Origin of the sequence: Kribbella sp. NPDC026611, from assembly GCF_040638345.1 — a bacterium.
GTDB lineage: Bacteria > Actinomycetota > Actinomycetes > Propionibacteriales > Kribbellaceae > Kribbella.
This window is the reverse complement of the sequence record NZ_JBEZYC010000002.1, coordinates 661,357-685,708: the sequence shown is the minus strand read 5'-3', so window position 1 is coordinate 685,708 and position 24,352 is coordinate 661,357. Positions and strand designations below refer to the sequence as shown.

Below are 24,352 nucleotides of genomic sequence, written 5' to 3'. Positions count from 1 at the left end.
ATTCCCACCCTTTCCCGCAATCATTTCCCCACCGGCGCAAACCCGGCCGGAGTGATCTCCTGCCGCGGTTAGGGTCACCGGCATGACAGTGGTGGGGAGTGCACGCGACGGCGACTACTGGCCCGAGTTCGGCACGCTGGTGGTGCGCGATCCCGCGGGGCCCGAGGACGAGTACGGGGACCCGTCCCCGATCGGCACGATCGCCCGCACCGGCCACGGCTGGCTGAAGGCAGCCGCCGGCGACGGCCCGTGCGAGGTGCTGCTGCAGGTCCACGACGGCAAGCCGGAAGGTTTGGCATGGGACGCCCTGCTCGAGCTGCCATTCGTGAGCACGAGCGGCCAGGTGGTGCTGACAGACCTGATCGGGGGAGCGGACAACGGTCAGCTGAAGCTCGGCGAGGCGGGCCACCACCGGGTCCGTATCGCGCACCAGCCGCTCGAGGTCGACGAGGACGATGACGAGTCGCCGGTCGACCGGTGGCAGCTCGACTTCTGGCGGGTCGACGAGGCAGAGCCGCCGCGGTGGTTCCACCGTGAGCGGCCGGCCGTGTTTGAGCGGGTGGATCCGAACTGGCGGCACCTGGTCAGCTTTCACGCGATGGACCCGATCGACTGCCTCTGGAGCGCGCAGTCCGACGGTGATGGCGCGACCGTCGCGGAACTCGCGGCCTGGGGCGTCGCTCACCAGCGCGGCGACAACTGGCTGGACGAACAACTGCACCTGTCGACGCATCGAGGCCAGATGCCACTCGCCGACATCGCTGCACAGCTCCAGCTGCCGGCGCCGACGACCCCGCGCGGACTGCTGCCCTTGTTCGTTGCCCTTGGCTACCTGTTGTACGACGGAGAGCGCTACCGGTTCGCGCCCGAGCCGCCGATGCCGCAGGACGTGCTGGAGATCCCGGCCGACGACCTGGCCACGCTCGAGCTCGCCCAATCGACCACCCGGTACGGCTCGTTCGCCGCGGACCTCGTGTCGGTCGCCTACTGGGGTGGCATCCGCCAAACCGTCAGCAGCCTGGCCGAGCGCACGATCGCCGGCGAGGCAGACGTCGAAGGCGCGCTCACGTACGCCGTCGGCCGTGGCTGGATCCGGCTGGACGGGCCGCTGAGCGGCGAGTTCGTCATCACCGCCCTCAGCAAAGAGGCGTAACGGCGTTAGAAGAACGGGCTGGTGAGCAACGTGATCGAGTGCCTGTGCTCCGAGGTGATCGCCCCGGCGCGTCCGCCGTACCGGCGTTGGCGTCGGGGCGATCAGGGCCCGGAGACAGGAAGCTCTAGCGGCTGAAGCCTGCGGTCAGGCCGCTGAGTAGTTGGCGGCGGCTGACGGCGTACAGGATCACGATCGGCAGCGTGGTGAGGACAACCGACGCGAGGACCGCGGGGACGTTGACGCTGAACTGGCCTTGGAACGTCCACAGCGCCAGCGGAAGCGTTCGCTTGTCGGGGCTCTGGGTGAGGATCAGCGGTAGCAGGAAGCCGTTCCACACGGCGAGGCCGTTGTAGATGCTGACGGTCACCAGGGCCGGCCGGGTCAGCGGCAGCGCGAGACCGCGGAGCATGCCCCACTCGTTGGCGCCGTCCACCCGCATCGACTCGAAGAGCTCCTTCGGTACGTCGCGGATGAAGTTGGACAGCACCAGCACCGAGAGCGGGATCGAGAACGCGATCGACGGCAGGATCAGCGCGAGCAGGCTGTCGTAGAGGTGCATCTTGATGATCAGCAGGTAGACCGGGATGATCGTCGCCTGCAGCGGGATCGCCAGGCCCATCAGGAACAGACCGTTCACGCCGGCCAGGAACCGGCTGCCGGCGCCCCGGATGATCGCGTACGCCGCCATGAACGAGATCGCGACGGCCGGGAGGATCGTGCCGATGGTGACGATCACGCTGTTGATGAAGTAGCGCGGGAAGTCCGACTCGATGACGAGCTGGTAGTTCGCCGTCGTCGGTGCGTTCGGCAACGCGAACGGGTTCTGCGAGAAGTACGCGCTCTGGTCCTTGAAGCTGGTGACGACGATCCAGTAGAGCGGGATCAGGACGATCGCCAGCCAGACCCAGCCGGCCAGGCCGCCCAGCCAGTTGAGCTGGAGCAGCTTGTGTGCCCGGACCGGGCCGCCGCTGCGGGCCGGCCGGACTGCCGCGGTCTTGGTTTCGGTGGTCGTCAGGGCCATGTTCACGCCCCTTCCTGCTGGCTGGCCGTCGTACTGCCGCCGAGCCGGCGCAGCAGGAGCGCGAGCGCCAGGCCGAGCAGCACGATCAGGGCGGCGATCACGCTCGCCGGGCCCATCTGGTTGGACATGAAGCCGCGTTTGTACATGTCGAGGGCGAGCACCCGGGTCGCGTCACCGGGACCGCCCGCGGTCAGCACGAAGATCAGGTCGAAGAACGTGAGCGACCCGACCACCATCAGCGTCGAGGACGTGATGATCGTGTACTTGAGCTGCGGCACGGTGATGCTGAAGAACTGCCGGATCCGGCCGGCGCCGTCGATCGACGCCGCCTCGTACATCGTGGTCGGGATCGCCCGGACACCGCCCTGGTAGATCAGCGAGTGGAACGGGATGAACTGCCAGGAGACGATGAAGATCACCACGCCGATGGCGAGATCGGTCTTGCCGAGCCAGTCCTGGGTGAGGAACCCGAGGTGCAGGCCGGGCCCGAGTCCGAAGTTCGGGTCCAGCAGCGCCTTGTACGTGATCGCGATCGCGGCCGAGCTGAGCAGCAGCGGGATGAAGTACAGCACGGCGAGGAATGCGCGGTACCGCTGCCGGCCGGCCAGGAACGTGCCGAGCAGCAGGCTCATCGGGGTCTGCACGAGCCACGACAGAATCATGACCTCGAAGGTCACCAGGATGCTGTGCGGCAGTTCGGAGTCGGTGAGCACGGACCGCCAGTTCGAGAAACCCGCCGCGTGGATCGCGCCGAGACCGTCCCACTGGGTGAAGCTCAGGACGAGCACACCGATCAGTGGGACGACCCCGAAGACCACGAACAGCACCAGCGCCGGCAGGACCATCCAGGCGACCGAACCGCTCCGCCCGACGCCGGGCACCGGCTTTCGGGCCGTCGGCGTCTGCAGCGATCCCGGCGCGACGGGCGGAGCGGTCGCGGTCATGAAGCCACCGGGCCTTCGCTGGAGCTCGGCATCGGCGGTGTCAGCTGTGTCAGCACTGTCACTGGCCGATCACCGCGTTCATGTTGCTCGCGAACTGCTGCGGGGAGATCGACAGCTGGAACAGCTTGGCGATGTTGTCGAGCAGCGTCTCGGCCTGGGTCGGGCTGAGCGCCTGGTCCCAGGACTGCGCGAAGTTCTTCGCGTTCGCTGCGGTGTCGTAGACGAAGTTCAGCCACGCGGCGTCGTTCTTGTCGGTGATCGACGAGAGCTTGTCCTTGGCGCTCTTCACGACCGGGATGTTGCCGGACTTCACCCAGGCGTCCACGGTGGCGTCGTCGAGGGTGTTGTTCGCGATGAACTTCTTCGCGGTGTCCTTGTCGGCCTGGCTCGCCTTGGAGGAGATCGACATGTACTGACCCGGGTTGCCGACGGTGTCGCTCGGATCGCCCTTGCCGCCGTCGACGGGCGGGAAGTTCATGTACCCCATGTGCCCGCCGGTCACGAAGTCGCCACCAGACGACTTCATGTTGCCGTAGGTCCAGGCGCCGTGCAGCATCATCGCGGCCTTGCCGGTGAAGAGCAGCGCCTGGTCGGCGTTGGAGTCGGCGGTGATCGAGGAGAAGCCCTTGACGAACCCGTTCGCCTTGATCAGCTTCTGCATCTCCTCGAGCGCCTTCAGCGCCGACGGGTCGGACCAGCCGTCCTTCTTGCCCTCGAAGATGTTCTGGAAGACCTCGGCGCCGCCGATCCGGTCGAACAGGAACTCCAGCCACATCATGTTCGTCCAGCGCGACTGGCCGCCGAGCGAGAACGGCGCGATGCCCTTCTCGTTGAACTTCGGTACCAGGTCCATGATGTCGCCCCACGACTGCGGGGGCTGGGCGCCGATCTTGTCGAAGGCGCGCTTGTCGTAGAACAGCACGATCGGCGTCACGGTCTCGCCCGGCACCGCATAGATCTTGCCGTTCACCGTCGCCGCCGTGAACGCGGACGGGAAGATCGAGTTCTTCAGGTCCGCCTGCTCCTTGGTGAGCCAGTCGGTCAGGTCCTCGACCTGGCCGGCTTCGACGTACGCCTTGAGGCCACCGCCGCCCCAGCCCCAGATCAGCGTCGGGCCCTGGCCGGCGCCGATCGCGGTCTTGATCTTCGCCTTGAACGCGTCGTTCTGGAACTCGGTGGTCTTGATCTTGGTGTTCGAGTTCGCGTCGTTGAACCGTTTGACCTGTGCCTCCCGGATGGCCTGCTGCGGCTGTCCGGTGAGGAACCAGTAGGTCGTTCCGCTGCCCGCGGCCGCGCCGCCGGTGGAACCGGGCGTGCTCTTCGGGCCGGAGCTACCGCAGGCGGCCAGCCCGGCCGCCAAGGCACCGCCGCCGACCAGGCCGAGGAAGGTACGCCGAGATGTCGTCATGGGATCCACTGTGATCTCCGTACTCCGTGCTGCCCCGATATGACTTGTTTTCGAAACATAGATTTCGGGCTTGGTGCTGTCAAGACTTGAACTGCAGCCTTTTCGGGGTCACAGTGAGGTCACGTAATCGCCTGCTGAGCAGGGGATTCCCAGAATCTCCGGTCGCACTGGAAGGTCACCGGAAGGTTTCGAAACTTTTCGATACTTTGTCACGACAGCATCGAGTTGTTGAGGGAGATTTTCTTGTCCATCTCGACCGACCGGCCGTGGACCGACCCGGCGTTGCCGGCCCGCGAACGGGCCGCCCTGCTGCTGGCCGCGATGACGCTGGAGGAGAAGGTCGGGCAGCTCGGCAGCCGGTGGGTGGGCAACGACATGTCCGACGCCTCGGTGCCCGCGGACGAGTCGCTCAACGTCGCGCCGATGGAGGACGTGTTCTCGGCCGGCGGGTCGGTGTCGCTCGAGGACGCGAGCCGGTTCGGGCTCGGGCACCTGACGCGAGTGTGGGGGAGCTACCCGCAGTCGGTCGACGAAGGGGTCGCGGAGCTGATCCGCCAGCACGAGGTCGTGCTGAAGTCGTCGCGGCTCGGTGTACCGGCGCTGGTGCACGAGGAGTGCCTGACCGGGTTCACGACGTACGGCGCGACCGTGTACCCGACGTCGATCGCCTGGGGTGCGACGTTCGATCCCGCGCTGGTCGAGCGAATGGCGGCGGCGATCGGGCGGGACATGAGCGCGGTCGGTGTGCATCAGGGCCTGTCGCCGGTGCTCGATGTCGTGCGGGACTATCGCTGGGGGCGGGTGGAGGAGACGATCGGCGAGGACCCGTACCTCGTTGCTCTGCTGGGATCTGCGTACGTGCGTGGTCTGCAGAGCGCCGGTGTGATCGCAACGCTGAAGCACTTCGCCGGGTACTCCGCTTCGCGCGCCGGACGCAACCACGGACCGGTGTCGATGGGCCGGCGGGAGCTGCTGGACATCATCCTGCCGACGTTCGAGACCGCGATCGCGACGGCGGGTGCCGGGTCGGTGATGAGCTCGTACGCCGATGTCGACGGGGTGCCGGCGTCGGTCGATCCCTGGTTGTACGGCGAGGTGCTGCGGGGCGAATGGGCTTTCGAAGGCACGGTGGTCTCGGACTACTGGGCAGTGCCGTTCCTCGCTTCCATGCACCGGGTCGCTGCCGATGACGCCGGCGCCGGAGCGCTGGCGCTTGCCGCGGGCACCGATGTCGAACTCCCGGACACGATCGGCTTCGCGGGTCTGGTGGAGAAGGTCCGCGCCGGCGAGATCGCCGAAGAGCTGATCGACCGAGCCGCCCGGCGAGTCCTGCAGCAGAAGGCGGAACTCGGCCTGCTGGACGCCGACTGGACACCCGCAGCTTCGGTTCGGAGTCCTGGGCCCGAGCTCGACTCCGCCGACAACCAGGCACTCGCCCGGGAGCTCGCGGAGAAGTCCGTCGTGCTGCTGGATCCGGGTACGGCGCTCCCACTCGACGGAACCGGCAAGATCGCGGTCATCGGACCCTGCGCGGACGACGTACGGACGTTGCTCGGTTGCTACGCGTTCCCCAACCACGTGCTCCCGCGGTACCCGGACCGCGGCCCCGGGGTGAGCATTGTTTCCGCTCTCGATGCCCTGCGCAACGAACTCCCGGGCGCGGATCTTCAGTACTCGAAGGGCTGCGACGTCATGGCCGCCGATCGCTCCGGGATTGCGGAAGCCGTGGCGCTGGCGCAGGACTCGGATGTCTGTGTGGCAGTCCTCGGTGATCTGTCCGGTTTGTTCGGGCATGGGACGTCCGGGGAAGGGTGTGACGCGGAGGACCTCCGGCTCCCTGGCGTGCAGGGGGAACTGCTCAACGCGTTGCTGGACACCGGAAAGCCTGTGGTCCTGGTCGTGGTGTCTGGACGGCCCTACGCACTGGGCGAGTACGGAGACCGCGTTGCCGGTCTGGTCCAGGCGTTTCTTCCCGGGCAGGAGGGTGCGGCCGCCATCGCGGGTGTGCTCAGCGGGCGGATCAACCCCAGTGGGAAGCTTCCAGTGCAGATCCCGCGGCACGTCGGTGGGCAGCCCGGTACCTACCTCCAGCCGGCGCTCGGCAGTGTCGAGAGCGCCGGGATCAGTGGTCTCGAGACCCGCCCGTTGTTCCCGTTCGGGTACGGCGCGTCGTACACGAGCTTCACGATCGCCGATCTCCGGTTGAGCGTGCCGGAGATCGGCAGCAACGGCGAGTTCACCGCGACCGTGCGGGTCGAGAACACCGGTGAACGCTCCGGCGACGAGGTCGTGCAGCTCTACCTGCACGATCTCGTCGCCCGGGTGGCCCGGCCGCTGAAGCTGCTGACCGGTTTCGCGCGGGTTTCGCTCGCGCCCGGCGAGGCCGCCGACGTCACCTTCCGGGTGCACGCGGACCGCACGGCGTACACGGGTCCGGACCTGCGCCGGATCGTCGAGCCCGGCGATCTGGAAGTGATGGTGGGCACGTCGTCGCAGGACCTGCCGTGTCGTGACATCGTGCGGATCACCGGGGATGTGAGGGTGGTCGGGCACGACCGCGTGCTGACCACGCCGGTCGAGGTCCGAAGGCTATGAGGAGGGTGAGGTGACATGTCGCGGTTGAAAGGGCGCGTCACTCTGGCCACGGTGGCCGGGACCGCGGGGGTCTCGGTCGCCACCGTCTCCAAGGTGCTGAACGGGCGCAGTGACGTCTCCCCGGTCACCCGCGCCCGGGTTCAGGAGATCCTCCAGAAGCACGGGTACGTCGGCCGCCGCCCGGAGCAGGTCTCCCGGAACACGATCGAGCTGTTCTACCAGGGTGTCCTGAACGCGTACTCGGTCCAGGTCATCCAGGGCGTGGTCGAGGCCGGCCAGACCGCGGGCGTCGACGTCGTACTCAACGCGCACCCGCCGCACCCGCAGACGTCGAGCAGTGGCCGCGCGGCCCGGTGGATCCGCGAGATCATCGGGAACGGCCGACACGCAGTGATCGGGCTGACCAGCCAGCTGGCCGACGCAGACCTGGCGGCCCTTGCCCGGGCCCGGCTCCCGCTGGTCGTCATCGATCCGGCGAACATCCCGCAGCCGGACGTCACCAGCGTTGGCTCCACCAACTTCGCCGGCGGGATGGCGGCCACCCAGCACCTGCTTTCGCTCGGTCACCGCAAGATCGGGTACGTCGGTGGCCAGCCGACGTCCGGGTGCAATCAGGCCCGGATGAGTGGCTTCCGCAGCGCGATGGACGCGGTCGGCGCGGACGTGCCGCCGGAGTACATCTGGCTGCACGACTTCCTGTACGACGACGGCGTGGCCGGCGGGTCCGCCCTGCTCGACCTGAAGGACCGGCCGACCGCGATCTTCGCCGGCAGCGACGAGATCGCGCTCGGGATCCAGGAGGCGGCGCGGGCGCGCGGCCTGCGGGTTCCCGAGGACCTCAGCCTGGTCGGCTTCGACGACACCGAGGTGGCGCGGCTGGCCTCACCGCCGCTGACCACGGTCCGGCAGCCGTTGCGCGAGATGGGCGCGGTCGCGCTCCGGACCGCGTTGCAGCTCGCAGCGGGAGAGTCGGTCGCTTCGCACCACGTCGAGCTGGCGACGACGCTGATCGTTCGCGGCTCGGCCGCGCCGTACGGGCGGTTGTCGATCGCGGTCTCCTGACTAACTACTCCTTCCGGTCCGCGATCGATCGGGTGGCGAGGACGGCGGCCGTCAGGACCACGGCACACAGGACGGCCAGCGACGCGATCGGTCCGGCGTTGTGGCCGGCCGAACGATCATCGGAGAGCACCTTCATCAGTGCGCGGATCGGAGAGATCCAGCGGACCAGCATGATCAGGATGGCCGTAGCCGCGGTCAGCATGGCGATCCCGATCCGCCGGATCACGAGGCGCGAGCAGAGCACGCCGATCGCGATCCCGACCATCGCGGACGCCAGCTGCGCGACCGCACCGACAGCGAGGTTTCCGGCCGTCACCACGTGATCTCCGGTCACGAGCGGGATCACCAGACCAAAAACGATCAAAGGCACACACCACGTAAGAACGACCGCGATCGTGATCGAAAGAACACGGAGCGAACTTCCAATCATCACCAGCGTGATCCGGTGCTGGGTCGGGTCCTCCTGGTTGACCACGGCAACCGTCAGCCAGGTCGAGCACACCAGCATCACGAGGACGCCGAACGCGTACGACGACTGCAGCGGGCCGTTGTCGGACGTCGTACCGACGGCCATCACGCCGAAGAAGATCAGCATCGGCGGGAGGTAGCGCTGCGAGAGCAGGACGCTGGTCAGCTGGTAGCGGTAGAGAGCGCTCATTCGCCGTTCACCTGCCGAACTCCGGCGACCGACCAACCGTGGTTGAGCGCGGTCAGCAAGGCCGCGTCGTGCCGCCCGCTCGGCAGCATCAGCGTGACGCCGGTGGCATGCCGTCGTACCTCGAGAACGTCAGGTTGCTGAGCCCAGTCGATCTCGGCTCCGGCGAGCAACGAAACCTCCATGATCAGTTGTTCACGCCGGGTCGTGGTCAGCCGACCATGCGAGAGCTCGCAGACTCGGGTGGCGGTCGTGCGGACTGTCTCCGCGGAGTGCTCGGTGAACGCGACCGCCGCTCCTTCGTGCGCGGCCTCGACAAGCAACTCGCGCAACGTGCTGTGGGTGGCGGCATCAAGGCCGGACCACGGTTCGTCGAGAACCAGCAGGTGCGGGATCACCAGCAACGCCTGCGCCAGCGCAACCTTCTGCGAGTTGCCCTTGGAGAGCTTCCGCATCGGCGTGTCCGTGCCGCCCGTGAACGCGAGCCGCTCCAGCAACCCGAGAGCGCGCTCTCGCGCGTTTCCCAGTCCCCGGATCCGGCCCAGATGCTGCAGGTATGCCGCTGCCGACATCCGGTCGTGCGACGCCAGGATCTCGGGAACGTAGCTGACCACCTGGGCGTCGCGCTCGACCGTTCCCGCGGACGGACGGGACAGCCCGACCATCAGCTTCAGCGCTGTCGATTTCCCGGATCCGTTGGCACCGACGAGGGCCAGCAGCTCACCCGAGCTCACCTGCAGGTCGACGTCGGTCAGGATCTCCCGCCGCCCGTACCGTTTGGAGACCTTCCGCAGCCGCACTGCTTCCATGCCGCGAGCCTATCCAGACCTCAGGGGTCATCACCCGGGCCAGCGGCCGGGAGAGCAGCACGGACACGAGCAGCGACGCGGCGGCGAACCCGGCCATCGTGGGCGCGGCCGAGGTCAGGTCGGCGAGCGCCCCGGCCAGGATCGCGACCACGCCGAACGTCGTCATCCGGAGCGCCGACTCCAGCCCCAGAACCTGACCGCGCAGCTCTGCCGGGGTGAGATCGACCAGGACCTCCTGCTGCGCCAGCGACGCGGAGTACCCGACGCTGCCGAGCGCGACCAGCAGACTCAGCACGCCGATCGGCAGATCGAAGGCGAAGCCGAGAAACGGTACGGCGAGACCGAAGCGGAGCCAGCGCGCCGCGGTCCGGCGACCGGCGCGGGTCAGGAAACGGCCGACGACCAGGTCTCCGGTCATCATCCCGGCGGCGCCCGCGGCGAGCAGCCAGCCGGCGCGATCACCGGCGTACGGCACGAAGAGCGCCTCACAGCCGACGATCAGACCGTTCGGGAGCATCAGCGCCAGGAACAACGGACGGATACGGGTCTGCTCGAGCAGCCGGCGGTTGCCGCGCCACGTCTCGGCGAAGCCGGTCCGCGCGACCCGTCGCGGAGCACGATCCTGCAGACCGAAACGGATCACCAGAACCGCGAGCGCCGAGAGGCCGGTGGCGAGCCAGAGAACCGTTCCCGGACTCACGGCCTGGAGCAGGATCCCGGCGATGCCGAAGCCCGCGATCTGCATGGCGCCGACGGAGAGGTTCATCGCGGAACGCCCGAGGACGAACTGATCCGCACGCGTCACCTCGCTCAGCAAACCCCACCGGACACCGGCGCCGATCGACAACCCGTACGCCACCGCGAGCGCGAGCAGCAGCCGGATCCCGGCGCCGAGGTCGAAGGCGGCCTGCGTCCCGACAGCCACCGTCGAGAGCAGGGCGAGAACAGTCAGGATCCTGCGGGGACGAGCGGTGTCGGCGGCGGACATCAGCGTAGAAACGCCGAGCACCTGTGCCAGCGACGGACCGAACATGATCATCGCCGCCAGCAACGCGGATCCGGTCGTGGCGTCGACCACGATCGCCAGCGTCAGGCTCGTCATCGTCGAGGAGGCGTTGCCGAGGGCGCTGCCGATCCACAGGTTCCTGAACTCACGATTCGCGAAGATCTCCCGGTAGGTGCTCATGCCTGGGAGCATCGACGCTCGGCCGGATCGCGCCTACAGTTTCGGATGGAGGCGAAACGTTGTCCGAGTTCCTGGTCGATGCCGACACCCTGGCGAACGCCCGGTTCGGTACGTCGCAGCTCGTCGAGACGGTGTCGGCGCTACGGCTGCTGCGCGCGCCGGTCGAGCCCTGGTTCCGCCCGTGGAAGGACGCCCATCTCGCGGCGTACCAGGCGCAGCTCGCGGCGAACCCGCTCTGGTCCGCGTTGCTGGAGAGCGCCTTCGGCCGGTCCTGGGTCGCCGACTTCCTGACCGTCCCGCCGTCCGAACCGGACCTCGACCTGGAGTCCGGGCTCGACCTGCTGACCTCGCTCGACGACGACCACATCCGCGCCGACCTGAGCGTCGTCCGGACGCCGCTCCCGCCGATCCTGCTCGCCTCCCACGGCCTGGCCGCGGCAGCCGCGGATCTGCTGCGCTGGATCTGGAAGACCACGGTCGAGGCGGACTGGCCGCGCCGGCTGCGGCTGCTCCAGGCGGACATCGTGTCGCGGACGTCTCGCCTGAGCGAGCAGGGCTGGTCCGGCGTACTGCACGGTCTCGGGCCTGACGTCCGCTGGCTCGGCGAAGGCCGGATCCAGGTCAACCGCTGGGACTACCCGGTCACCGACGTCCGCGGCCGCGACCTGATGTTCATCGCCGCCCACACGCAACGCGTCGGCGTCACCTGGCGCCTGCCCGACCGCTTCGCGCTCACATATCCCGTCACCGGCATCTTCGCGACGACTGAGCCCGCCACCGAGCCGCTGGTGCAGCTCCTGGGCCGAAACCGGGCCCAGATCCTGGTCTCCGCCGTCCAGCCGGTCAGCACGACCTTGCTAGTAGCAACAACCGGCCTGTCGCTGGCCACCGTCTCCGACCATCTCAAGATCCTCACCGAGGCCGGCTTGCTGGAACGCCGCCGCTCCGGTCGATCGGTGCTCTACTGGCAATCCGCAACCGGCCGTCAACTCATCCACACCGCCCGCTGAGCGCGGAGTGCCGGCACCGGTCGTATGAGGCGACCGGTGCCGGCGGGGCCGAGCCGAGGCTCGTGCAGCCGGGCAGCTAACGGAGCTGGAGCTCAGTGGTGAGCGGCAGGTCCGAAACCGACGAGCCGGCTCGGATCGTGAAAGCACCGGGCTCGGTCGACCAGCCTGCCGATCCATCGGCAACGGCCCAGTGCTCGAAGGTGTGCTCGTGCAGGTGGATCGTGATCTCGCGGGCCTGCCCGGCGTCCAGCCGGACGACGCCGAAGCCGGCGAGCCAGCGCACCGGCCGGTCGAGAGCGCTCTCCGGACGTTCGGTGTACACCTGGACGACGTGCTTGCCGGCGCGTTCGCCGGTGTTCCGCACGGTCAGCGCGACCGACGTCGGATCGTTGGCGCGGAGATCGGAGAGCTCCCAGGTCGTGTACCCGAGCCCGTGACCGAACTCGTACGCCGGTTCCGTCCCCGCCTTGAGCCAAGCGCGGTACCCGATGTGAATCCCCTCGTCGTACCGGACGACACCGTCCTGCGGCGTCACGTCGAGGACGGGGACGTCTTCCTCGCGCTGCGGCCAGGTGGTCGGGAGACGGCCGCCGGGCTCGGTCCGGCCCAGGAGGACGTCCGAGAGTGCGTTCCCGTACTCCTGGCCGCCGAAGTACGTGATGAGCACCGCCGCGACCTCGTCCCGCCAGGGGAGGAGCACCGGCGATCCGGCGTTCACCACGACCACTGTCCGCGGGTTCGCCGCGGCGACCGCGCGGACGAGCGCATCCTGATGACCCGGCAGGGCCAGCGTCGTCCGGTCGTGTCCTTCGGACTCGACCTTCGAGTTGGTACCGACCACCACGACCGCGACCTCCGCCGCCCGGGCCGCGGCGACGGCCTCGTCGATCAGCGCGCGCGGGTTGCCACCGGCCGGCTCGGTGCCCACGGTGAGGCTGAACGCGTTCCCGATCGCGCTCACCTGCTCCGGCAGATCGAGCTCGACCCGGATCTCGACCGGCTGACCCGCGGTCAGCTCGATCGGGGCCGTGATCGACGGCGGGGACAGCAGTGCCGCGCCGAGGTCGGTGCCGATCGGTACGGCGACGTCCTGGCGCAGAAGGTTGCCGTCGGCAAAGATCCGGCCGCGCCCGACGGACGCGAACCCGAGCTGCACGGTCCCGGTCTCGGTCGGCGTGTACGTCGTCCGGAACTCGAAGAGCGCGGTTTCTCCGATCGGCGCGTCACCGCCGAGGTAGACGAGCGCGCTGGACAGGCGATCCTCGGCGTACAGCTCGCGACCGTCCTTGGCCAGGAAACGCACGCGCGCGCCGCGGCCGTCGGTCTCCGGATTGGTCATGGTGGCCGGCGGGAGCTCGGCGACGCCCTCCTGGACCACAGCACCGAGTGAGTACGTGATCTCGGCGTGGGGGAGCGCCGCCCGGATCCCGTCGAGCGGCGAGACCACCGACTCGGGGATGACGGTCGCACTCCCACCGCCCTGCGTCCGAGCGTCTCTCGCGTTGTGCCCGATCACCGCAACCTGCGTCAGCTCCCCACCCCGCCACGGAAGCACCCCGTCATTCCGAACCAGCACACTCCCCTCAGCAGCGGCAGTACGAGCAAACGCGAGTCCATCGACGTGCTGACCAGCAGCAGATTTCTTGGACTCGTCGAGCGCTCCGACTCGGTCGGCCAGCACGAGCAGGCGGCGGACCTTGCGGTCGATGGCTTCTTCCTTGATCTCGCCGGAGCGGACGGCCTCGACCAGCGCGTCACCCCAGGCGCCCTTCGGGCCGGGCATCACCAGGTCCTGGGAGTGTTTCGCGCTCTCCAGGCTGCGGACGGCGGTCCAGTCGCTGACGACGACGCCGTCGAAACCCCACTCCGTGTTCAGCGGCGTCTCGAGCAGCTCGTTCTCGGTCGCGGTGACGCCGTTGACCGAGTTGTACGCGCTCATCACCAGCCACGCCTTCGACTCGACGACCGCCTTCTCGAACGCGAGCAGGTACACCTCGCGGAGAGCACGCTCACCGACCACCACGTTCGCCGTGAACCGGTCGGTCTCGAAGTCGTTGGCGACGTAGTGCTTGGGAGTCGCCCCGACCCCGAGCTCCTGCACGCCGGCGACGTACGCCGCAGCCAGCTCCGCGGTCAGCACCGGGTCCTCGCTGAACGCCTCGAAGTGCCGCCCGCCCAGCGGTGAGCGGTGCAGGTTGATGGTCGGGCCAAGGACCACGTCCACGTTCTTCCGGCGCGCCTCGAGCGCCGAGACCACGCCGTACCGATGTGCGATCGCGAGATCCCAGGACGACGAGAGAGCGGAGGCCGACGGGAGATTCAGCGACGGGTCGCGCTCGTCCCAGACCGGCCCGCGGACGCCGCTCGGGCCGTCGGAGAGCACCATCGAGCGCAGGCCGATCGAGGGCAACGGATGGGTGGACCAGAAGTCCTGTCCGGTGAGGACCAGGACCTTCTCCTCGAGCGTGAGCCGGCTGAGCAGGTCGTCGACGTTCATGGCGACGACTGTACGACTGAAAACCGAGTGATGCTAGGTTTTGACCATGGCGGCATCCAGAGGTCCTTACGCGAAGGGCGTGGCCAAGCGCGAGGAGATCCTCCGGGTCGCGCTCGAGGTGATCGCCCGCCAGGGGTACCGCAAGACCTCCACCCGCGAGCTCGCCGCCGCGGCCGGGCTGAGCGAGGCCGGGCTGCTGCACTACTTCGGATCCAAGGAAGAGCTCTTCGCCGCGGTACTCCGGGCCCGTGACGAAGCCGACGCCGCCCGGGTCGCCGGCACTGTCTCGGGGGACGGTGCCGGCGGACGGGCGGACGCGATCGCGATGCTGAGCGCGATCGTGCGGCACAACCGGACGGTCCCGGGCCTGGTGCAGCTGTACTCGACGTTCTCTGCCGAGGCGGGGGACCCGGAACACGGTTCGCACGAGTACTTCGTCGAGCGGTACGACGCGCTGCGGGCGGCGCTCGGAGCGGCGGTCCGGGAGCGGCAGGCAGCCGGAACGTTCCACCCGAAGGCGGATCCCGAGAGCATCGCGACGCTGCTGATCGCGCTCTCCGACGGTCTGCAGGTGCAGTCGCAGTACCAGCTGGGCGCGGACCCGGCGGATCTCATGAATCACCTGATCGACCTACTGGCAGGCGCTCCGAAGAACCGTTGAGCCCCGCGAGATAGTTGAACCATGACGAGCGCCGCCGAAGACCCCACGACCTCGGCTGAGGACGCTCCCGCCCGCGCTCCTGGTCACGGTCCGGCTCCCGCTCCCCGCCCGGCTCCCGCTCCCCGCCCGGCTCCCGGTCCCAGTCCGGCTCCCGGTCCCAGTCCGGCTCGCGGTCCCGGTCTCGTTCCGGCTCCCGTTCCCGCTGGGGCTTCCGTCCTTCCGAGTCGGCGGGTGCTCACGCGGGAGGTCTGGCTCGTCCTGGCGCTCTCGCTGGGCGCATCGGGCGTAGCGGCCGTGATCTCGTTTCTCGGCGTACTGGCCTCGGCCAAGCCGCTCAGCGGCCAGACGGCCGTGATCGTCGGATCGCGAGCGCCCGGACGGCCCTGGCTGGATCTCACCTGGCAGGTGTTCGCCGTGGTCACGGCGCTGGTGCCGGTCGCGCTGGTCGGGCACCTGATGGCGCGCGGCGGCGAGTCGCTGCGGACCATCGGCTTCGACCTGCGGGACCGGGTCCGGGACCTCGGCCGGGGTACGGCGATCGCCGCGATCATCGGCGGCGCCGGCCTGCTGCTCTACCTCGGCGCCCACGCGGCCGGCGTGAACCTGACCGTCGACCCATCACAGCTCCCGGACTACTGGTGGCGGATCCCGATCCTGATCGCGGTGTCCGCCGAGAACGCGATCCTCGAGGAAGTGATCGTGCTCGGGTACCTGAACCACCGGCTGGACCAGCTCGGCTGGTCGGTGTCCAGGGCGACCGTGACCAGCGCGCTCGTCCGCGGCTCGTACCACCTGTACCAGGGCCTCGGCGGGTTCGTGGGGAACGTGATCATGGGCGTGATCTTCACCTACCTGTACCGGCGCTGGGGCCGGATCATGCCGCTGGTGGTCGCGCACACGCTGATCGACACGGTCGCGCTGATCGGCGCGACGTACCTCCTGGGCAAGGTTTCCTGGCTGCCGCACAGTTGAAGGTTGGATTGAAGCTTGAATTGAACGTTGTACGGCTCTGTCGGTGAAACGACTGACACGTAACCGATCGGGGCCCTGATTGGTTGAGGTGTCGTGACAGTTCACGGGGAAATCACCAGTCCGCCTGAGATCGACGCCGGCTTGGCCACCGCCGCGCTGGCCGTGTTCGCGCACCGGCACGAGGTCGTCCACCTGCTGTACGCCGCCACCGACGAGCCGGACGCACTCGCCCGGATCGGGGCACTGCTTCGGGTTGACGAGTCCACCATCGCTCGCGTCCTGGACCAGCCGTTCCGCTGGATGCTTCCGCAGTTCCGCGCGGAGCTGGAGACGATCGCCGGCATGCCCGGTGGCCTGGAGCCGATGGTCACCGCGGCGCCACGGCCGGAGCCGATGGTCGACCCGCCGATGCCGCCGCTGGTCAACACTCCCGCCGCATCGCCGGCCCCGGAGGGAGACCTGACCGGCGGCTAGGTTGAGGCGGGTGCAGACGTATGGGGTGGATGTACTCGAGATCGCGGACGAGCTGACCGAGGCGTACGTCGAGGTGTTCACGGCGCCGCCGTGGACGCACCGGGATCCCGTGGAGACGCGCGTCGCGTTCCGGAAACGGCTCGACGGGGATGCGCACCGGGACGGGTTCGGCGCGTGGATCGAGCGCTCCCCGGACGGGAGGATCGCCGGGTTCCTGACCGGGTGGACGACCTCGTCGCCGTTCCGGACCGACCGGGCGTACGGCGCTGTGCTCGAGCGGCTCGGCCCGGAGCAGACCGAGGACCTGCTCGCCGGCGCCTACGAGGTCGACGAGCTCGGCGTGACCCAGGCCGCCCGTGGCACCGGACTGGGCCGCCGCCTGCTCGAACTCGCGCCCAAGGAACACCCCCGCACCTGGCTCCTCACCTGGAACCAGGCCCACGACACGGTCGCCTTCTACCGCCACCTCGGCTGGCAGGAACCTGAGGTCCGCGGCGCCGAGGGCGACATCCTGGTATTCCTCGCCCCCAACGACCCCGGCACCGCTTGATCAGTCGAGGTCGAAGAGGGTTGTGGCGTTCTGCCACATGATCATTTCGTGTTCGGTTGTGGTCAGGTGTGCAGCTTCGAAAGCGCCCAGGGCGACCGACGGGTCGATGAGGGTCGCGTCGGTGCCGAACATCATCCGCTCGGGGCCGATCTGGTCGAGTACCCAGCGGATGCGGTTCGCGTCGGGCGCCGACCAGCACGGCTCGAACCAGATCCGGTCGGAGCGGGCCGCTGCCTCCGGGACCCGGGGCCAGCCGGACGCTCCCATGTGGCCGGCGATCAGTCGCGCACCGGGGACTCGCGCTGCGACGTCGGCGAGATCCACGACGCTGTCGTTCCAGGTGTGCACGAGCGTCGGCAGCCCGTACTCCGTGGTCAGTTCGATCGCCGCCTGCATCGCGGGGGAGGAGATGGGGGTCCGGCTGTACTCGGTGTGGATCTTCGCGCCCACCCACCGCGTCCGCCCGTCGCCGGCCAGCAGCTCCTCGAGATCCGCCCGTGCCTCACCGAGCCGCCGCGGATCGACCACGACCATCCCGCGCAGCCGCGGATCGGCCGGGAGGTTCGCCGCGAGCGAGCGGTTGCCGGCGGGAGCGTCGTACACGATGGCCTCGATCGCCGAGACCAGTTGCAGGTCGATGCCGAAGCGGTCCAGGAGGTCGATGTTCACGTCGATGCTCGCGACGTCCATCGAGAAGAACCACGGGCCCCAGTGCGCGTGGACGTCGATCAGCATGCGGGCTCCAGCAGGCTCTTGAGCGACGTGCTCCCGGCGAGCGCGATCTCACCCGGGCTGAGCTTCGAGGAGAGCAGCCGCCGGACCACCGAGGTGGTCTCGTGGAACGGCGTACGGCACCCGAGCACCAGCCGCTCCGCGCCGACCTCGCCAGCCACGATCTCGAGCGAGTCCGGACCGGTGAGCATCCGGGTCGAGGTGAAGAACCCGGGCTCGGACCGCGCCAGGATCACGAAGTCCCCGAGGTAGTAGAAGTGCGTGTCCAGGAAGACGACCCGCGCACCCAGGCCGCGGAGGGCAGGTCCGACTTTCCGGACGTCGCCCTCGACGAACAGCGTGGTCCCGGCGTCGACGAGCAGCCGGACGACGTGATCGAACGCCGGGTACGCCGGATCCACACTCTGAGCCGTCGGCGCCAGCCGGAACGCTCGCGGCGGCGCGTCCCCGGAGAGCTGCCGCGCCAACTCCCGCTCGGCGCCGAGCGCGTCCCGCACGTCCAGCACCGGGCAGAACGCGAGACCGATGCTCTCGGCAACTTGCCGGGCCTCGTCGTTCCCGGACGGTACGTCGAAGTGGATCGCCCGCAGCGAGGACACGACGCCGCCGGAGATCCCGGTGGTCTTGAACACCTCCTGCACGTTCTCGGCCCGTCCCCAGCGCCCCGTGGTCACGTCGTGCCCGACCAGCACATCACAGTCCAGCAGCACCGGATCCTCAGCCGGCGAGGTCTCGGGCGGTGAGGTCTCAGGCAGCGGGGTTTCGGGCATCAGGCCTCCCGGGCCAGGGCGTGATGGACTTTTCGGACCGCCGCGACGATGTCGGCGACGTCCCGGTCCGTGTAGTTCTCGTTCCAGGGCAGGACGAGCAGGCGATGACCGATCAGCTCCTCGGCGTTCGGGCACAGACCGACCGGGTACGCGACGTCCTGCAAGGGGAAACCCGATGTCCCGTACGTGATCCGCTCGCGCACGGCGGGTGCGGCGTACAACGGCGAGGTGAGGTAGCCGCCGACCGCCGGCACGCCCTCGGCGGTGAGCGCGGCCGCCCACTCGTGCAGGTCACCGGCCGCCGGAGCGAGGATCAGCGGGTACTGCCAGTAGACGTGATCTCCACCGTCCGGCGGAGTCGTTACTCCGGGAAGATCCGCGATCCCGGCCGACACCCGAGCGGCCGCGGCCCGGCGATCTCCGACCACGCCGCGCAGCCGGGTCAGCTGTGCTCGGGTGACCGCGGCAACCAGTTCGGTCATCCGGTAGTTGAGCGCGAGGAACAGATACGTCCGCTCGTCCGTGTCGCGTGGCCAGCCCTTGTCCGCGAACAGCCGCATCCGCCGGGCCCGCCCGGCGTCGTCGGTGATCGCGATCCCGCCGTCGCCGGCGCTGATGTGCTTGGTCTGCTGCAGGCTGAAGCAGCCGATGTGCCCGATCCGTCCGGCGAACGTGTCGCCGACGGGTGCGAGGTACGCCTGGGCGCAGTCCTCGATCAGCAGGATCCCGTGCCGGTCACACAGCTCGCGCAACTCCTGGACGCGGGCGGGTTTCCCGAACAGGTGAACGACGATGACGGCCTTGGTTCGCGGCGTGATCGCGGCCGCGACGGTCTCCGGCGTGAGATTTCCCGTGATCGGGTCGACGTCGGCGAACACGGGCACCGCGTTCTGCATCATGATCGGGAACACCGTGCCCATGTCGCTGATCGGCGTGGTGATGATCTCGTCACCCGGCTCCGGGTCAACCGCGGCAACCGCGAGGTGCAACGCCGCTGTACCGGAGCTGCAGGTGACCGCGTGCTCCGCGCCGTACAGGGCCGCGAACTCCAGCTCGAGCGCCGGTACTTCGGTTCCCCAGGTCGCGGAGAGCATGCCGCTCCGGAGCACCCGCTCCACCGCCTTGACCTCGTCGTCGCCGAACCGCCGGCCGCTCGCGGTCATCACCGACGGCAATGGATCCGACCGCACCGGCGGGCCGCCGTCCCGGGCGAGTTGACTGTTGTCCATCGCGGCATCCTCAGATCGGTGGGCGGTTCCGCCGAATTACGGTCATGGCTGAAATTACCGGGACCGGTTACCGGCGTCAACGAACCTCACAGATGAACGCGGTAGACGACCAGCGGGCGCCCGCTGCCCGTGCCGAGCTGCGTGCCGGTGGCGTCGGCCAGACCGGCGCGCTCGAGGCGGTTGAGGACCCGGCGGGCGGTCCGCGGCTGGATGCCGAGGTGGTCGGCGACGGATCGCGTGGTGAGCCCGTCCTCGGGCGTTGCGTGGACGAGCTCCTGGAGACGCTCCAGCGTCGCCTTCGACAGACCGGCGCGCTGCGCGAGCAACTGGAGCTTGGAGCGTTGCTGGGCCCTCGGCGCAGCGCCGCCGACCAGGATCAGATCGATGTCGTTCCGCAGCGACACCACCGCCGCGGTCCGCCCGGCCGTCCGCGCTCGACCGAGGGCGCGCCGGGCGAGCGCCTCGGTCTCGGTCCCGGAACCGCCGATGCCGAACCCGATCCGCACGGTCCCGAACTGTTCCTTCAACCGGTTCAGCATCCCGAGCTCGGTGAACGCCGCGGTCGCCTGCTCCAGCGGTCCGCGGGTTGCGATCATCAGCCAGCGCTTCTCGTCGTACCGGATCACGCTCCCGCCGAGCGAACCGGCCTCGCGCCGGAGGGCGCTCTCCGCGTCCGGCGTGATCTCGACCAGTCCGAGCGCGATCTGCGCGTCGTCGCTGCGCAATGCGTCGTGGACGAGCAACAGGCTGTTCACCGCCGTACGCACCGAGTGCACCGACGGCGCGAGTCGCAGCGTGGTCTGCTCGGTCCGCAGTTTCTCGTACGCCGACCGCAGGCACGTGATCGCGACATCGGCCCGAGCGGCACGGTGAAACTCGACCATGTCGTCCAGGCTCAGCCCTGGCTCGTACGGGAGGACCCGGACCCCGCGCGTCGGCAGCCCGACCTCGTCGAGCGTTTCCCGTACGTCGGCCTCGTCGAGTACGTCGATGCTCATCGAGGTCACGTCCCGCCCCTCGCGCAGCAGCTGCACGAGCGCGCGCATCAGCGTCGCCCCGGTGTACTCGACGTGCGCCGCCGGCCGATCGAGCAGCTCGGCGGCCGCGGCGATCTGGTACGGAATGACGCCGGTGAACAGCCACGCGTCCACACTCGGCGGTGCCGACGCCATCACCTTCGGTGTGTCCGTCTCGCGCCGGTAGCGCAGCGGAACCACCTCGACGCCCCGTAACAGGCCGACGATCCGGCTGCTGGAGGTGACCAGGTCCGACGGCCCCACCACTCCGATCGTGGTCACCATGCGCGGGTCCCCTCCTTCATTCGGCTCAGTCTCACCAGATCACCCCACGGCTGCAAGAACCCGCGCCGTGCGGCGAGGTCGCTGCTTCGCCGGTCCGCCGATCGCTCATGATGGTCGTCATGAACTCTCGCGCGTGGGTGGATGAGGGTACTGCGTTGTGCCGGCAGGCGCTCGTGGACCTCGACGGGGAGTCGCTGCTGCCCGGCTGGACGCGACGGCACGTCGCGGCCCATCTCTCGCTCAACGCCGAGGGTCTCGGCAATCTGGTCGCGTGGGCGCGGACCGGCGAGGAACGGCCGATGTACCCGTCCGCCGAGGCGCGGAACGCGGATATCGAGGCGAATGCGCGCCGCGAGCCTGCCGACCTCAGGAGCTGGTTCGACGACTCGGCCGAGGCGCTGGACGCGGCGATGGACGAGCTCACCGACGATCACTGGCAGCGCGTGGTCAGGACCGCTCAGGGCCGTGCGGTCCCGGCGACGTACATCCCGTGGATGCGGGCGCGTGAGGTGATGATCCACGCCGTCGACCTCGGCGCCGGCCTGTCGTTCGCCGATCTGCCCGACGCGTTCCTGGAGAACCTCTGCCAGGACGTCCGCACGATGCGCGGAGACGTCCCGGAAGCCGAGGGAGCGCTCCCGGATGTTGCGGCGTACCTGGCCGGCCGCCCCTTCGCCGACGTCACCGTCGGCGGCCGCCCGGCGCACCCACTGCCGCCGTGGCTCTGAGCTACCGCACGACCCGGTAGTGCAGGTGCGTGACGTCCCGAGCTGACAGCTGGCGGGTCGCTTCCAGCTCGACGTACTCGGCGGGGAGGTTGTCGAAGAGCCGACGGCCCTGGCCGAGCAGGACGTTGACGACGTGCACCTCCAGCTCGTCGACGAGTCCGGCGCGCAGCAGCGCCTGCCCGGCGCCGGCGCCGTGCACCAGGACGTTGCGGTCGCCCGCGGCCGCCTTGGCCTGTGCGGCGCACTCTGCGACGTCGGTGACGAAGCGAGCCGAGCCCGGCGGGACGTCGTCCTCGTCGATGTGATGGGTGAGGATGAACATCGGTACGCCGTCGTGGTGATCACCGTTCCAGCGGTTGGCATGCTCGAAGGTCCGGCGGCCGGCGATCAGCGCGCCGGTGGCCATCGCCTCCCGGTACACCTGACCGCTCGGACCGTCGTCGTTGCGGGCGTCGAGCCAGTTGAAGAGCCGGAAGCCGCCGCGGCCCATGGGTTCCTCGCGGCTGTCGTCGGGGCCGACGACGAATCCGTCCAGGGACATGGACATGTCGAGCACGATCATCGGGTGGCTCCTTCGATGGACTGGGGGAAGTGAAACAGGTTGCCGGGGTCGTAGCGGTCCTTGACGGCGGTCAGGCGGGAGTAGTTCTCACCGTGGTAGGCGGTGGCCCAGTCGGTGAGGTCGGGGTCGGGGAAGTTCGCGTAGACGCGGCCGGAGGCGTGCGGGTGGGCGATGCGCCAGGAGCTGCGGGCGGTGGCGGGGTCGGGGGAGGTGTGTTCGAGGAGGAAGCGTTCCCGGCGGTGCGGGAAGGCGGTCGCGTCCGGTGCGACCCGGTTGTAGGCGCCGCCCATCGGGGTGAAGCTGAGGGTCGCGCCAGTCGTGAGGAGGTCGGCGATCGCCTCCGCCGGCAGGTCGTGGGAGAAGAACTCGGACTTGCTGAAGATCTCGTCCGGCCCCTCGGGCTCGTTGAGGCTGCGTTTGAGGTCGGGCCAGGACAGACCGTCGCGAAGCTGCACCTCGCCGTCGAGCGGCCCGAGGTCGACGGCTCCGAGAGCGGCTCCGAAGACCCGAACCTCGGTGGGCGTGACAGTCAGGCAGGCGGTGAGGTCGTCCGGGGCGTCAGGTGCCCAGGCCTGCCAGGCGGTGATGACATCGGCCGCCCGGGAGCGCGGCCAGACGACGTCGAAACGGGTGGCGGCCGGCGACAGTACGGCGTCGAAGACGAGCGAGGTGACGACCCCGAACTGGCCGCCCCCGGCGCCGCGCAGCGCCCAGAACAGCTCGGGGTGATCGGTCGAGCTGGTCGTGAGGATGCGTCCGTCCGCGAGTACGACGGTTGCCTCGATCAATCGATCACAGGTGAGACCGTATGAACGTCCGATCAACCCGAGCCCACCGCCGAGCGTGAGCCCGGCGATACCGACCGTCGGCCCGCAGCCGGCCGGAATCGTCAGCCCGTGCGCGTGCAACGAGCGGTACACGTGCTCCAGCCGGGCGCCCGCACCGATCGTGACCCGTCGGCCGTCCGGCGAGACGGCGTTCATCGTGGAGAGGTCGAGGAGCAAGCCGGTGGTCGAGGAGCGGCCGGCGAAGCAGTGGCCACCTCCTCGAGGGACGACCTGGAGCTTGGTGTCGAGTACCTCGGCCACGTCCTCGGCGGAGGTGCAGCGGGCGATCGCGGCCGGGCGGATCTCGTCGTACCGGGAGAAGGCCGGCCGGCGGAGGGCGTCGTACAGCTGGTGGTCAGGGCCGATCAGTTCCATGCGACGACGCTAGGGCCGGTTGAGCTCGCTGGGCTTGACGAAAACGGTCGTACCAGCCGGCGAGGAACGGGCGGTACGACGCGGAGTGGTCATGACCGCAATCGCAGCGATCGGCCTTGTCGCCGAGCAGCTCGCGCGGCGTGACCCCGGTCAGCCGGACGCATTCCCGGGTGAGATGGGCGTGATCGGCGTACCCGGTCTCGGCCGCGAGATCGGCGAGACCGCCGCCGAACCCGGCCTGGGCGAGCGCGAGATACCCCTGGAAACGCAGGGTCCGTTGCAGCGCCTTGGGAGCGACGCCGGTCGCGGTCAGGCAGCGCCGCCGCAGCTGGCTCTCGGAGAGCGCGAGATCGCCGGCGAGCGTCGCGATCCCGGTCGAATCCCACGGCATCAGCCGCCGGACCATCTCGGTCACGAGCGGATCCGGCCGCAGCGGCTGCAGCGCCAGATACCGCTGGACGCCCATCAGCGCCGCCTGCGGTGTCGGCGCGCCAGCGACCACCGTGCCGATCACCTCCGCTGCCCAGCCCCAGAGCTCGACGCTGAGATCGACGAGCTCGTCGGCCGGCATGCCGAGCAACGCGGTACCGGCTCCAGGCATGAACCGAACCCCGACGATCGTCGTCCGCGGCGAGAGCACCTGGACCTGGGCCTTCGTCAGCGGCCCGATCACCCGCGGTACGCCGCCCACCGGGCAATGCAGCTCGACACCGCCGGTCGGCAGGTTGCGCTGCGGGTACGGCCGCGAACCCGTGCGCTGGATCCAGACCGTACGAACGAGACCGGCCAGTGCGGGCGCCGGCGGGCTCTCGTCGTACGTCTGCTCCACGA

Annotated in this window: 23 protein-coding genes; 9 read left to right on the top strand and 14 right to left on the bottom strand. The window is 69.2% G+C overall.

Translation table 11 applies throughout. The features are described from left to right. Positions 1 to 82 precede the first annotated feature (82 nt). Positions 83 to 1,153, top strand: a complete 1,071-nt coding sequence (locus AB0E69_RS09330) for a hypothetical protein (RefSeq protein ID WP_360142029.1) — start codon at positions 83 to 85, stop codon at positions 1,151 to 1,153. A gap of 124 nt (positions 1,154 to 1,277) precedes the next feature. Here the strand turns inward: AB0E69_RS09330 and AB0E69_RS09325 are convergent, their stop codons facing one another. Genes AB0E69_RS09325 through AB0E69_RS09315 form a run of 3 tightly spaced genes read right to left on the bottom strand, consistent with a single transcriptional unit; the run spans position 1,278 to position 4,526 of the window. Further along, positions 1,278 to 2,174, bottom strand: a complete 897-nt coding sequence (locus tag AB0E69_RS09325) for a carbohydrate ABC transporter permease (RefSeq protein ID WP_360142027.1) — start codon at positions 2,172 to 2,174, stop codon at positions 1,278 to 1,280. Positions 2,175 to 2,176: 2 nt separating this feature from the next. Beyond that, entirely contained in the window at positions 2,177 to 3,118 is a 942-nt protein-coding gene (locus tag AB0E69_RS09320; RefSeq protein ID WP_360142025.1) for a sugar ABC transporter permease, read from the bottom strand. Between the two features lie 58 nt (positions 3,119 to 3,176). Beyond that, complete coding sequence (locus tag AB0E69_RS09315; RefSeq protein WP_360142023.1) at positions 3,177 to 4,526, bottom strand: extracellular solute-binding protein; 1,350 nt, start codon at positions 4,524 to 4,526, stop codon at positions 3,177 to 3,179. 243 nt (positions 4,527 to 4,769) lie between these two features. Here AB0E69_RS09315 and AB0E69_RS09310 point away from each other — a divergent pair, with 243 nt between their 5' ends. Then, complete coding sequence (locus AB0E69_RS09310) at positions 4,770 to 7,121, top strand: glycoside hydrolase family 3 N-terminal domain-containing protein (protein ID WP_360142021.1); 2,352 nt, start codon at positions 4,770 to 4,772, stop codon at positions 7,119 to 7,121. A gap of 15 nt (positions 7,122 to 7,136) precedes the next feature. Beyond that, a complete protein-coding gene (locus AB0E69_RS09305; RefSeq protein WP_360142019.1) occupies positions 7,137 to 8,183 on the top strand; it encodes a LacI family DNA-binding transcriptional regulator in 1,047 nt (348 codons plus the stop codon). 4 nt (positions 8,184 to 8,187) lie between these two features. On the opposite strand, the gene AB0E69_RS09300 is transcribed toward AB0E69_RS09305, so the two are convergent. From AB0E69_RS09300 to AB0E69_RS09290, 3 genes are read right to left on the bottom strand one after another with little or no spacing between them, the layout of a single operon-like run. Further along, a complete protein-coding gene (locus AB0E69_RS09300; RefSeq protein WP_360142017.1) occupies positions 8,188 to 8,841 on the bottom strand; it encodes a hypothetical protein in 654 nt (217 codons plus the stop codon). Next, entirely contained in the window at positions 8,838 to 9,647 is an 810-nt protein-coding gene (locus AB0E69_RS09295; protein WP_360142015.1) for an ABC transporter ATP-binding protein, read from the bottom strand. Before AB0E69_RS09295 ends, AB0E69_RS09300 begins: the two co-directional genes overlap by 4 nt. After that, positions 9,559 to 10,833 (bottom strand): MFS transporter, encoded by a 1,275-nt coding sequence (locus tag AB0E69_RS09290; RefSeq protein ID WP_360142013.1) that lies wholly within the window; start codon positions 10,831 to 10,833, stop codon positions 9,559 to 9,561. The genes AB0E69_RS09295 and AB0E69_RS09290 overlap by 89 nt, the downstream gene beginning before the upstream one ends. A gap of 59 nt (positions 10,834 to 10,892) precedes the next feature. On the opposite strand from AB0E69_RS09290, the gene AB0E69_RS09285 reads away from it, so the two are divergent. Continuing rightward, positions 10,893 to 11,843, top strand: a complete 951-nt coding sequence (locus tag AB0E69_RS09285) for a winged helix-turn-helix domain-containing protein (protein WP_360142011.1) — start codon at positions 10,893 to 10,895, stop codon at positions 11,841 to 11,843. A gap of 76 nt (positions 11,844 to 11,919) precedes the next feature. On the opposite strand, the gene AB0E69_RS09280 is transcribed toward AB0E69_RS09285, so the two are convergent. After that, positions 11,920 to 14,340, bottom strand: a complete 2,421-nt coding sequence (locus AB0E69_RS09280; protein WP_360142009.1) for a glycoside hydrolase family 3 C-terminal domain-containing protein — start codon at positions 14,338 to 14,340, stop codon at positions 11,920 to 11,922. A 46-nt stretch (positions 14,341 to 14,386) separates the two neighbouring features. Here AB0E69_RS09280 and AB0E69_RS09275 point away from each other — a divergent pair, with 46 nt between their 5' ends. The 4 genes from AB0E69_RS09275 to AB0E69_RS09260 all read left to right on the top strand — a co-directional run bounded on the left by AB0E69_RS09275 (position 14,387) and on the right by AB0E69_RS09260 (position 16,997). Beyond that, the gene (locus AB0E69_RS09275; RefSeq protein ID WP_360142007.1) at positions 14,387 to 15,001 is read left to right on the top strand and encodes a TetR family transcriptional regulator; all 615 of its coding nucleotides are present in this window, start codon (positions 14,387 to 14,389) and stop codon (positions 14,999 to 15,001) included. 231 nt (positions 15,002 to 15,232) lie between these two features. After that, positions 15,233 to 15,973 carry a CPBP family intramembrane glutamic endopeptidase gene (locus AB0E69_RS09270; RefSeq protein WP_360142005.1) on the top strand — a complete coding sequence of 247 codons (741 nt, stop codon included), beginning with the start codon at positions 15,233 to 15,235 and terminating at the stop codon, positions 15,971 to 15,973. A gap of 93 nt (positions 15,974 to 16,066) precedes the next feature. Further along, complete coding sequence (locus tag AB0E69_RS09265) at positions 16,067 to 16,447, top strand: hypothetical protein (protein WP_360142003.1); 381 nt, start codon at positions 16,067 to 16,069, stop codon at positions 16,445 to 16,447. A gap of 10 nt (positions 16,448 to 16,457) precedes the next feature. Further along, a complete protein-coding gene (locus AB0E69_RS09260; protein ID WP_360142001.1) occupies positions 16,458 to 16,997 on the top strand; it encodes a GNAT family N-acetyltransferase in 540 nt (179 codons plus the stop codon). Here the strand turns inward: AB0E69_RS09260 and AB0E69_RS09255 are convergent, their stop codons facing one another. The 4 genes from AB0E69_RS09255 to AB0E69_RS09240 form a co-directional block, all read right to left on the bottom strand. Then, entirely contained in the window at positions 16,998 to 17,732 is a 735-nt protein-coding gene (locus tag AB0E69_RS09255; protein ID WP_360141999.1) for an amidohydrolase family protein, read from the bottom strand. It abuts the gene before it with no gap. After that, positions 17,726 to 18,499 carry a hypothetical protein gene (locus tag AB0E69_RS09250; protein WP_360141997.1) on the bottom strand — a complete coding sequence of 258 codons (774 nt, stop codon included), beginning with the start codon at positions 18,497 to 18,499 and terminating at the stop codon, positions 17,726 to 17,728. Before AB0E69_RS09250 ends, AB0E69_RS09255 begins: the two co-directional genes overlap by 7 nt. Next, the gene (locus AB0E69_RS09245; RefSeq protein ID WP_360141995.1) at positions 18,499 to 19,728 is read right to left on the bottom strand and encodes a DegT/DnrJ/EryC1/StrS family aminotransferase; all 1,230 of its coding nucleotides are present in this window, start codon (positions 19,726 to 19,728) and stop codon (positions 18,499 to 18,501) included. The genes AB0E69_RS09250 and AB0E69_RS09245 overlap by 1 nt, the downstream gene beginning before the upstream one ends. Positions 19,729 to 19,814: 86 nt before the next feature. Beyond that, entirely contained in the window at positions 19,815 to 21,029 is a 1,215-nt protein-coding gene (locus AB0E69_RS09240) for a helix-turn-helix domain-containing protein (RefSeq protein ID WP_360141993.1), read from the bottom strand. Between the two features lie 119 nt (positions 21,030 to 21,148). Between AB0E69_RS09240 and AB0E69_RS09235 the strand changes: the two genes are divergently transcribed. After that, a complete protein-coding gene (locus tag AB0E69_RS09235; protein WP_360141991.1) occupies positions 21,149 to 21,757 on the top strand; it encodes a maleylpyruvate isomerase family mycothiol-dependent enzyme in 609 nt (202 codons plus the stop codon). Between the two features lies 1 nt (position 21,758). Here AB0E69_RS09235 and AB0E69_RS09230 read toward each other — a convergent pair whose 3' ends face one another. Genes AB0E69_RS09230 through AB0E69_RS09220 form a run of 3 tightly spaced genes read right to left on the bottom strand, consistent with a single transcriptional unit; the run spans position 21,759 to position 24,350 of the window. Beyond that, entirely contained in the window at positions 21,759 to 22,319 is a 561-nt protein-coding gene (locus AB0E69_RS09230; RefSeq protein WP_360141989.1) for a dihydrofolate reductase family protein, read from the bottom strand. After that, positions 22,316 to 23,521, bottom strand: coding sequence for an FAD-binding oxidoreductase (locus tag AB0E69_RS09225; protein ID WP_360141987.1), 1,206 nt, complete (start codon positions 23,519 to 23,521; stop codon positions 22,316 to 22,318). Before AB0E69_RS09225 ends, AB0E69_RS09230 begins: the two co-directional genes overlap by 4 nt. Continuing rightward, positions 23,502 to 24,350 (bottom strand): DUF6597 domain-containing transcriptional factor, encoded by an 849-nt coding sequence (locus AB0E69_RS09220; RefSeq protein WP_360141985.1) that lies wholly within the window; start codon positions 24,348 to 24,350, stop codon positions 23,502 to 23,504. Before AB0E69_RS09220 ends, AB0E69_RS09225 begins: the two co-directional genes overlap by 20 nt. Between the last annotated feature and the right edge of the window lie 2 nt (positions 24,351 to 24,352).

Excerpts from the sequence above, each read along its gene's own strand:
- AB0E69_RS09330 (WP_360142029.1), top strand. The coding sequence starts at position 83 with ATGACAGTGGTGGGGAGTGCACGCGACGGCGACTACTGGCCCGAGTTC.
- AB0E69_RS09325 (WP_360142027.1), bottom strand. The coding sequence starts at position 2,174 with ATGGCCCTGACGACCACCGAAACCAAGACCGCGGCAGTCCGGCCGGCC.
- AB0E69_RS09320 (WP_360142025.1), bottom strand. The coding sequence starts at position 3,118 with ATGACCGCGACCGCTCCGCCCGTCGCGCCGGGATCGCTGCAGACGCCG.
- AB0E69_RS09315 (WP_360142023.1), bottom strand. The coding sequence starts at position 4,526 with ATGACGACATCTCGGCGTACCTTCCTCGGCCTGGTCGGCGGCGGTGCC.
- AB0E69_RS09305 (WP_360142019.1), top strand. The coding sequence starts at position 7,137 with ATGTCGCGGTTGAAAGGGCGCGTCACTCTGGCCACGGTGGCCGGGACC.
- AB0E69_RS09300 (WP_360142017.1), bottom strand. The coding sequence starts at position 8,841 with ATGAGCGCTCTCTACCGCTACCAGCTGACCAGCGTCCTGCTCTCGCAG.
- AB0E69_RS09295 (WP_360142015.1), bottom strand. The coding sequence starts at position 9,647 with ATGGAAGCAGTGCGGCTGCGGAAGGTCTCCAAACGGTACGGGCGGCGG.
- AB0E69_RS09290 (WP_360142013.1), bottom strand. The coding sequence starts at position 10,833 with ATGAGCACCTACCGGGAGATCTTCGCGAATCGTGAGTTCAGGAACCTG.
- AB0E69_RS09280 (WP_360142009.1), bottom strand. The coding sequence starts at position 14,340 with ATGAACGTCGACGACCTGCTCAGCCGGCTCACGCTCGAGGAGAAGGTC.
- AB0E69_RS09275 (WP_360142007.1), top strand. The coding sequence starts at position 14,387 with ATGGCGGCATCCAGAGGTCCTTACGCGAAGGGCGTGGCCAAGCGCGAG.
- AB0E69_RS09255 (WP_360141999.1), bottom strand. The coding sequence starts at position 17,732 with ATGCTGATCGACGTCCACGCGCACTGGGGCCCGTGGTTCTTCTCGATG.
- AB0E69_RS09250 (WP_360141997.1), bottom strand. The coding sequence starts at position 18,499 with ATGCCCGAAACCCCGCTGCCTGAGACCTCACCGCCCGAGACCTCGCCG.
- AB0E69_RS09245 (WP_360141995.1), bottom strand. The coding sequence starts at position 19,728 with ATGGACAACAGTCAACTCGCCCGGGACGGCGGCCCGCCGGTGCGGTCG.
- AB0E69_RS09240 (WP_360141993.1), bottom strand. The coding sequence starts at position 21,029 with ATGGTGACCACGATCGGAGTGGTGGGGCCGTCGGACCTGGTCACCTCC.
- AB0E69_RS09235 (WP_360141991.1), top strand. The coding sequence starts at position 21,149 with ATGAACTCTCGCGCGTGGGTGGATGAGGGTACTGCGTTGTGCCGGCAG.
- AB0E69_RS09230 (WP_360141989.1), bottom strand. The coding sequence starts at position 22,319 with ATGATCGTGCTCGACATGTCCATGTCCCTGGACGGATTCGTCGTCGGC.
- AB0E69_RS09225 (WP_360141987.1), bottom strand. The coding sequence starts at position 23,521 with ATGGAACTGATCGGCCCTGACCACCAGCTGTACGACGCCCTCCGCCGG.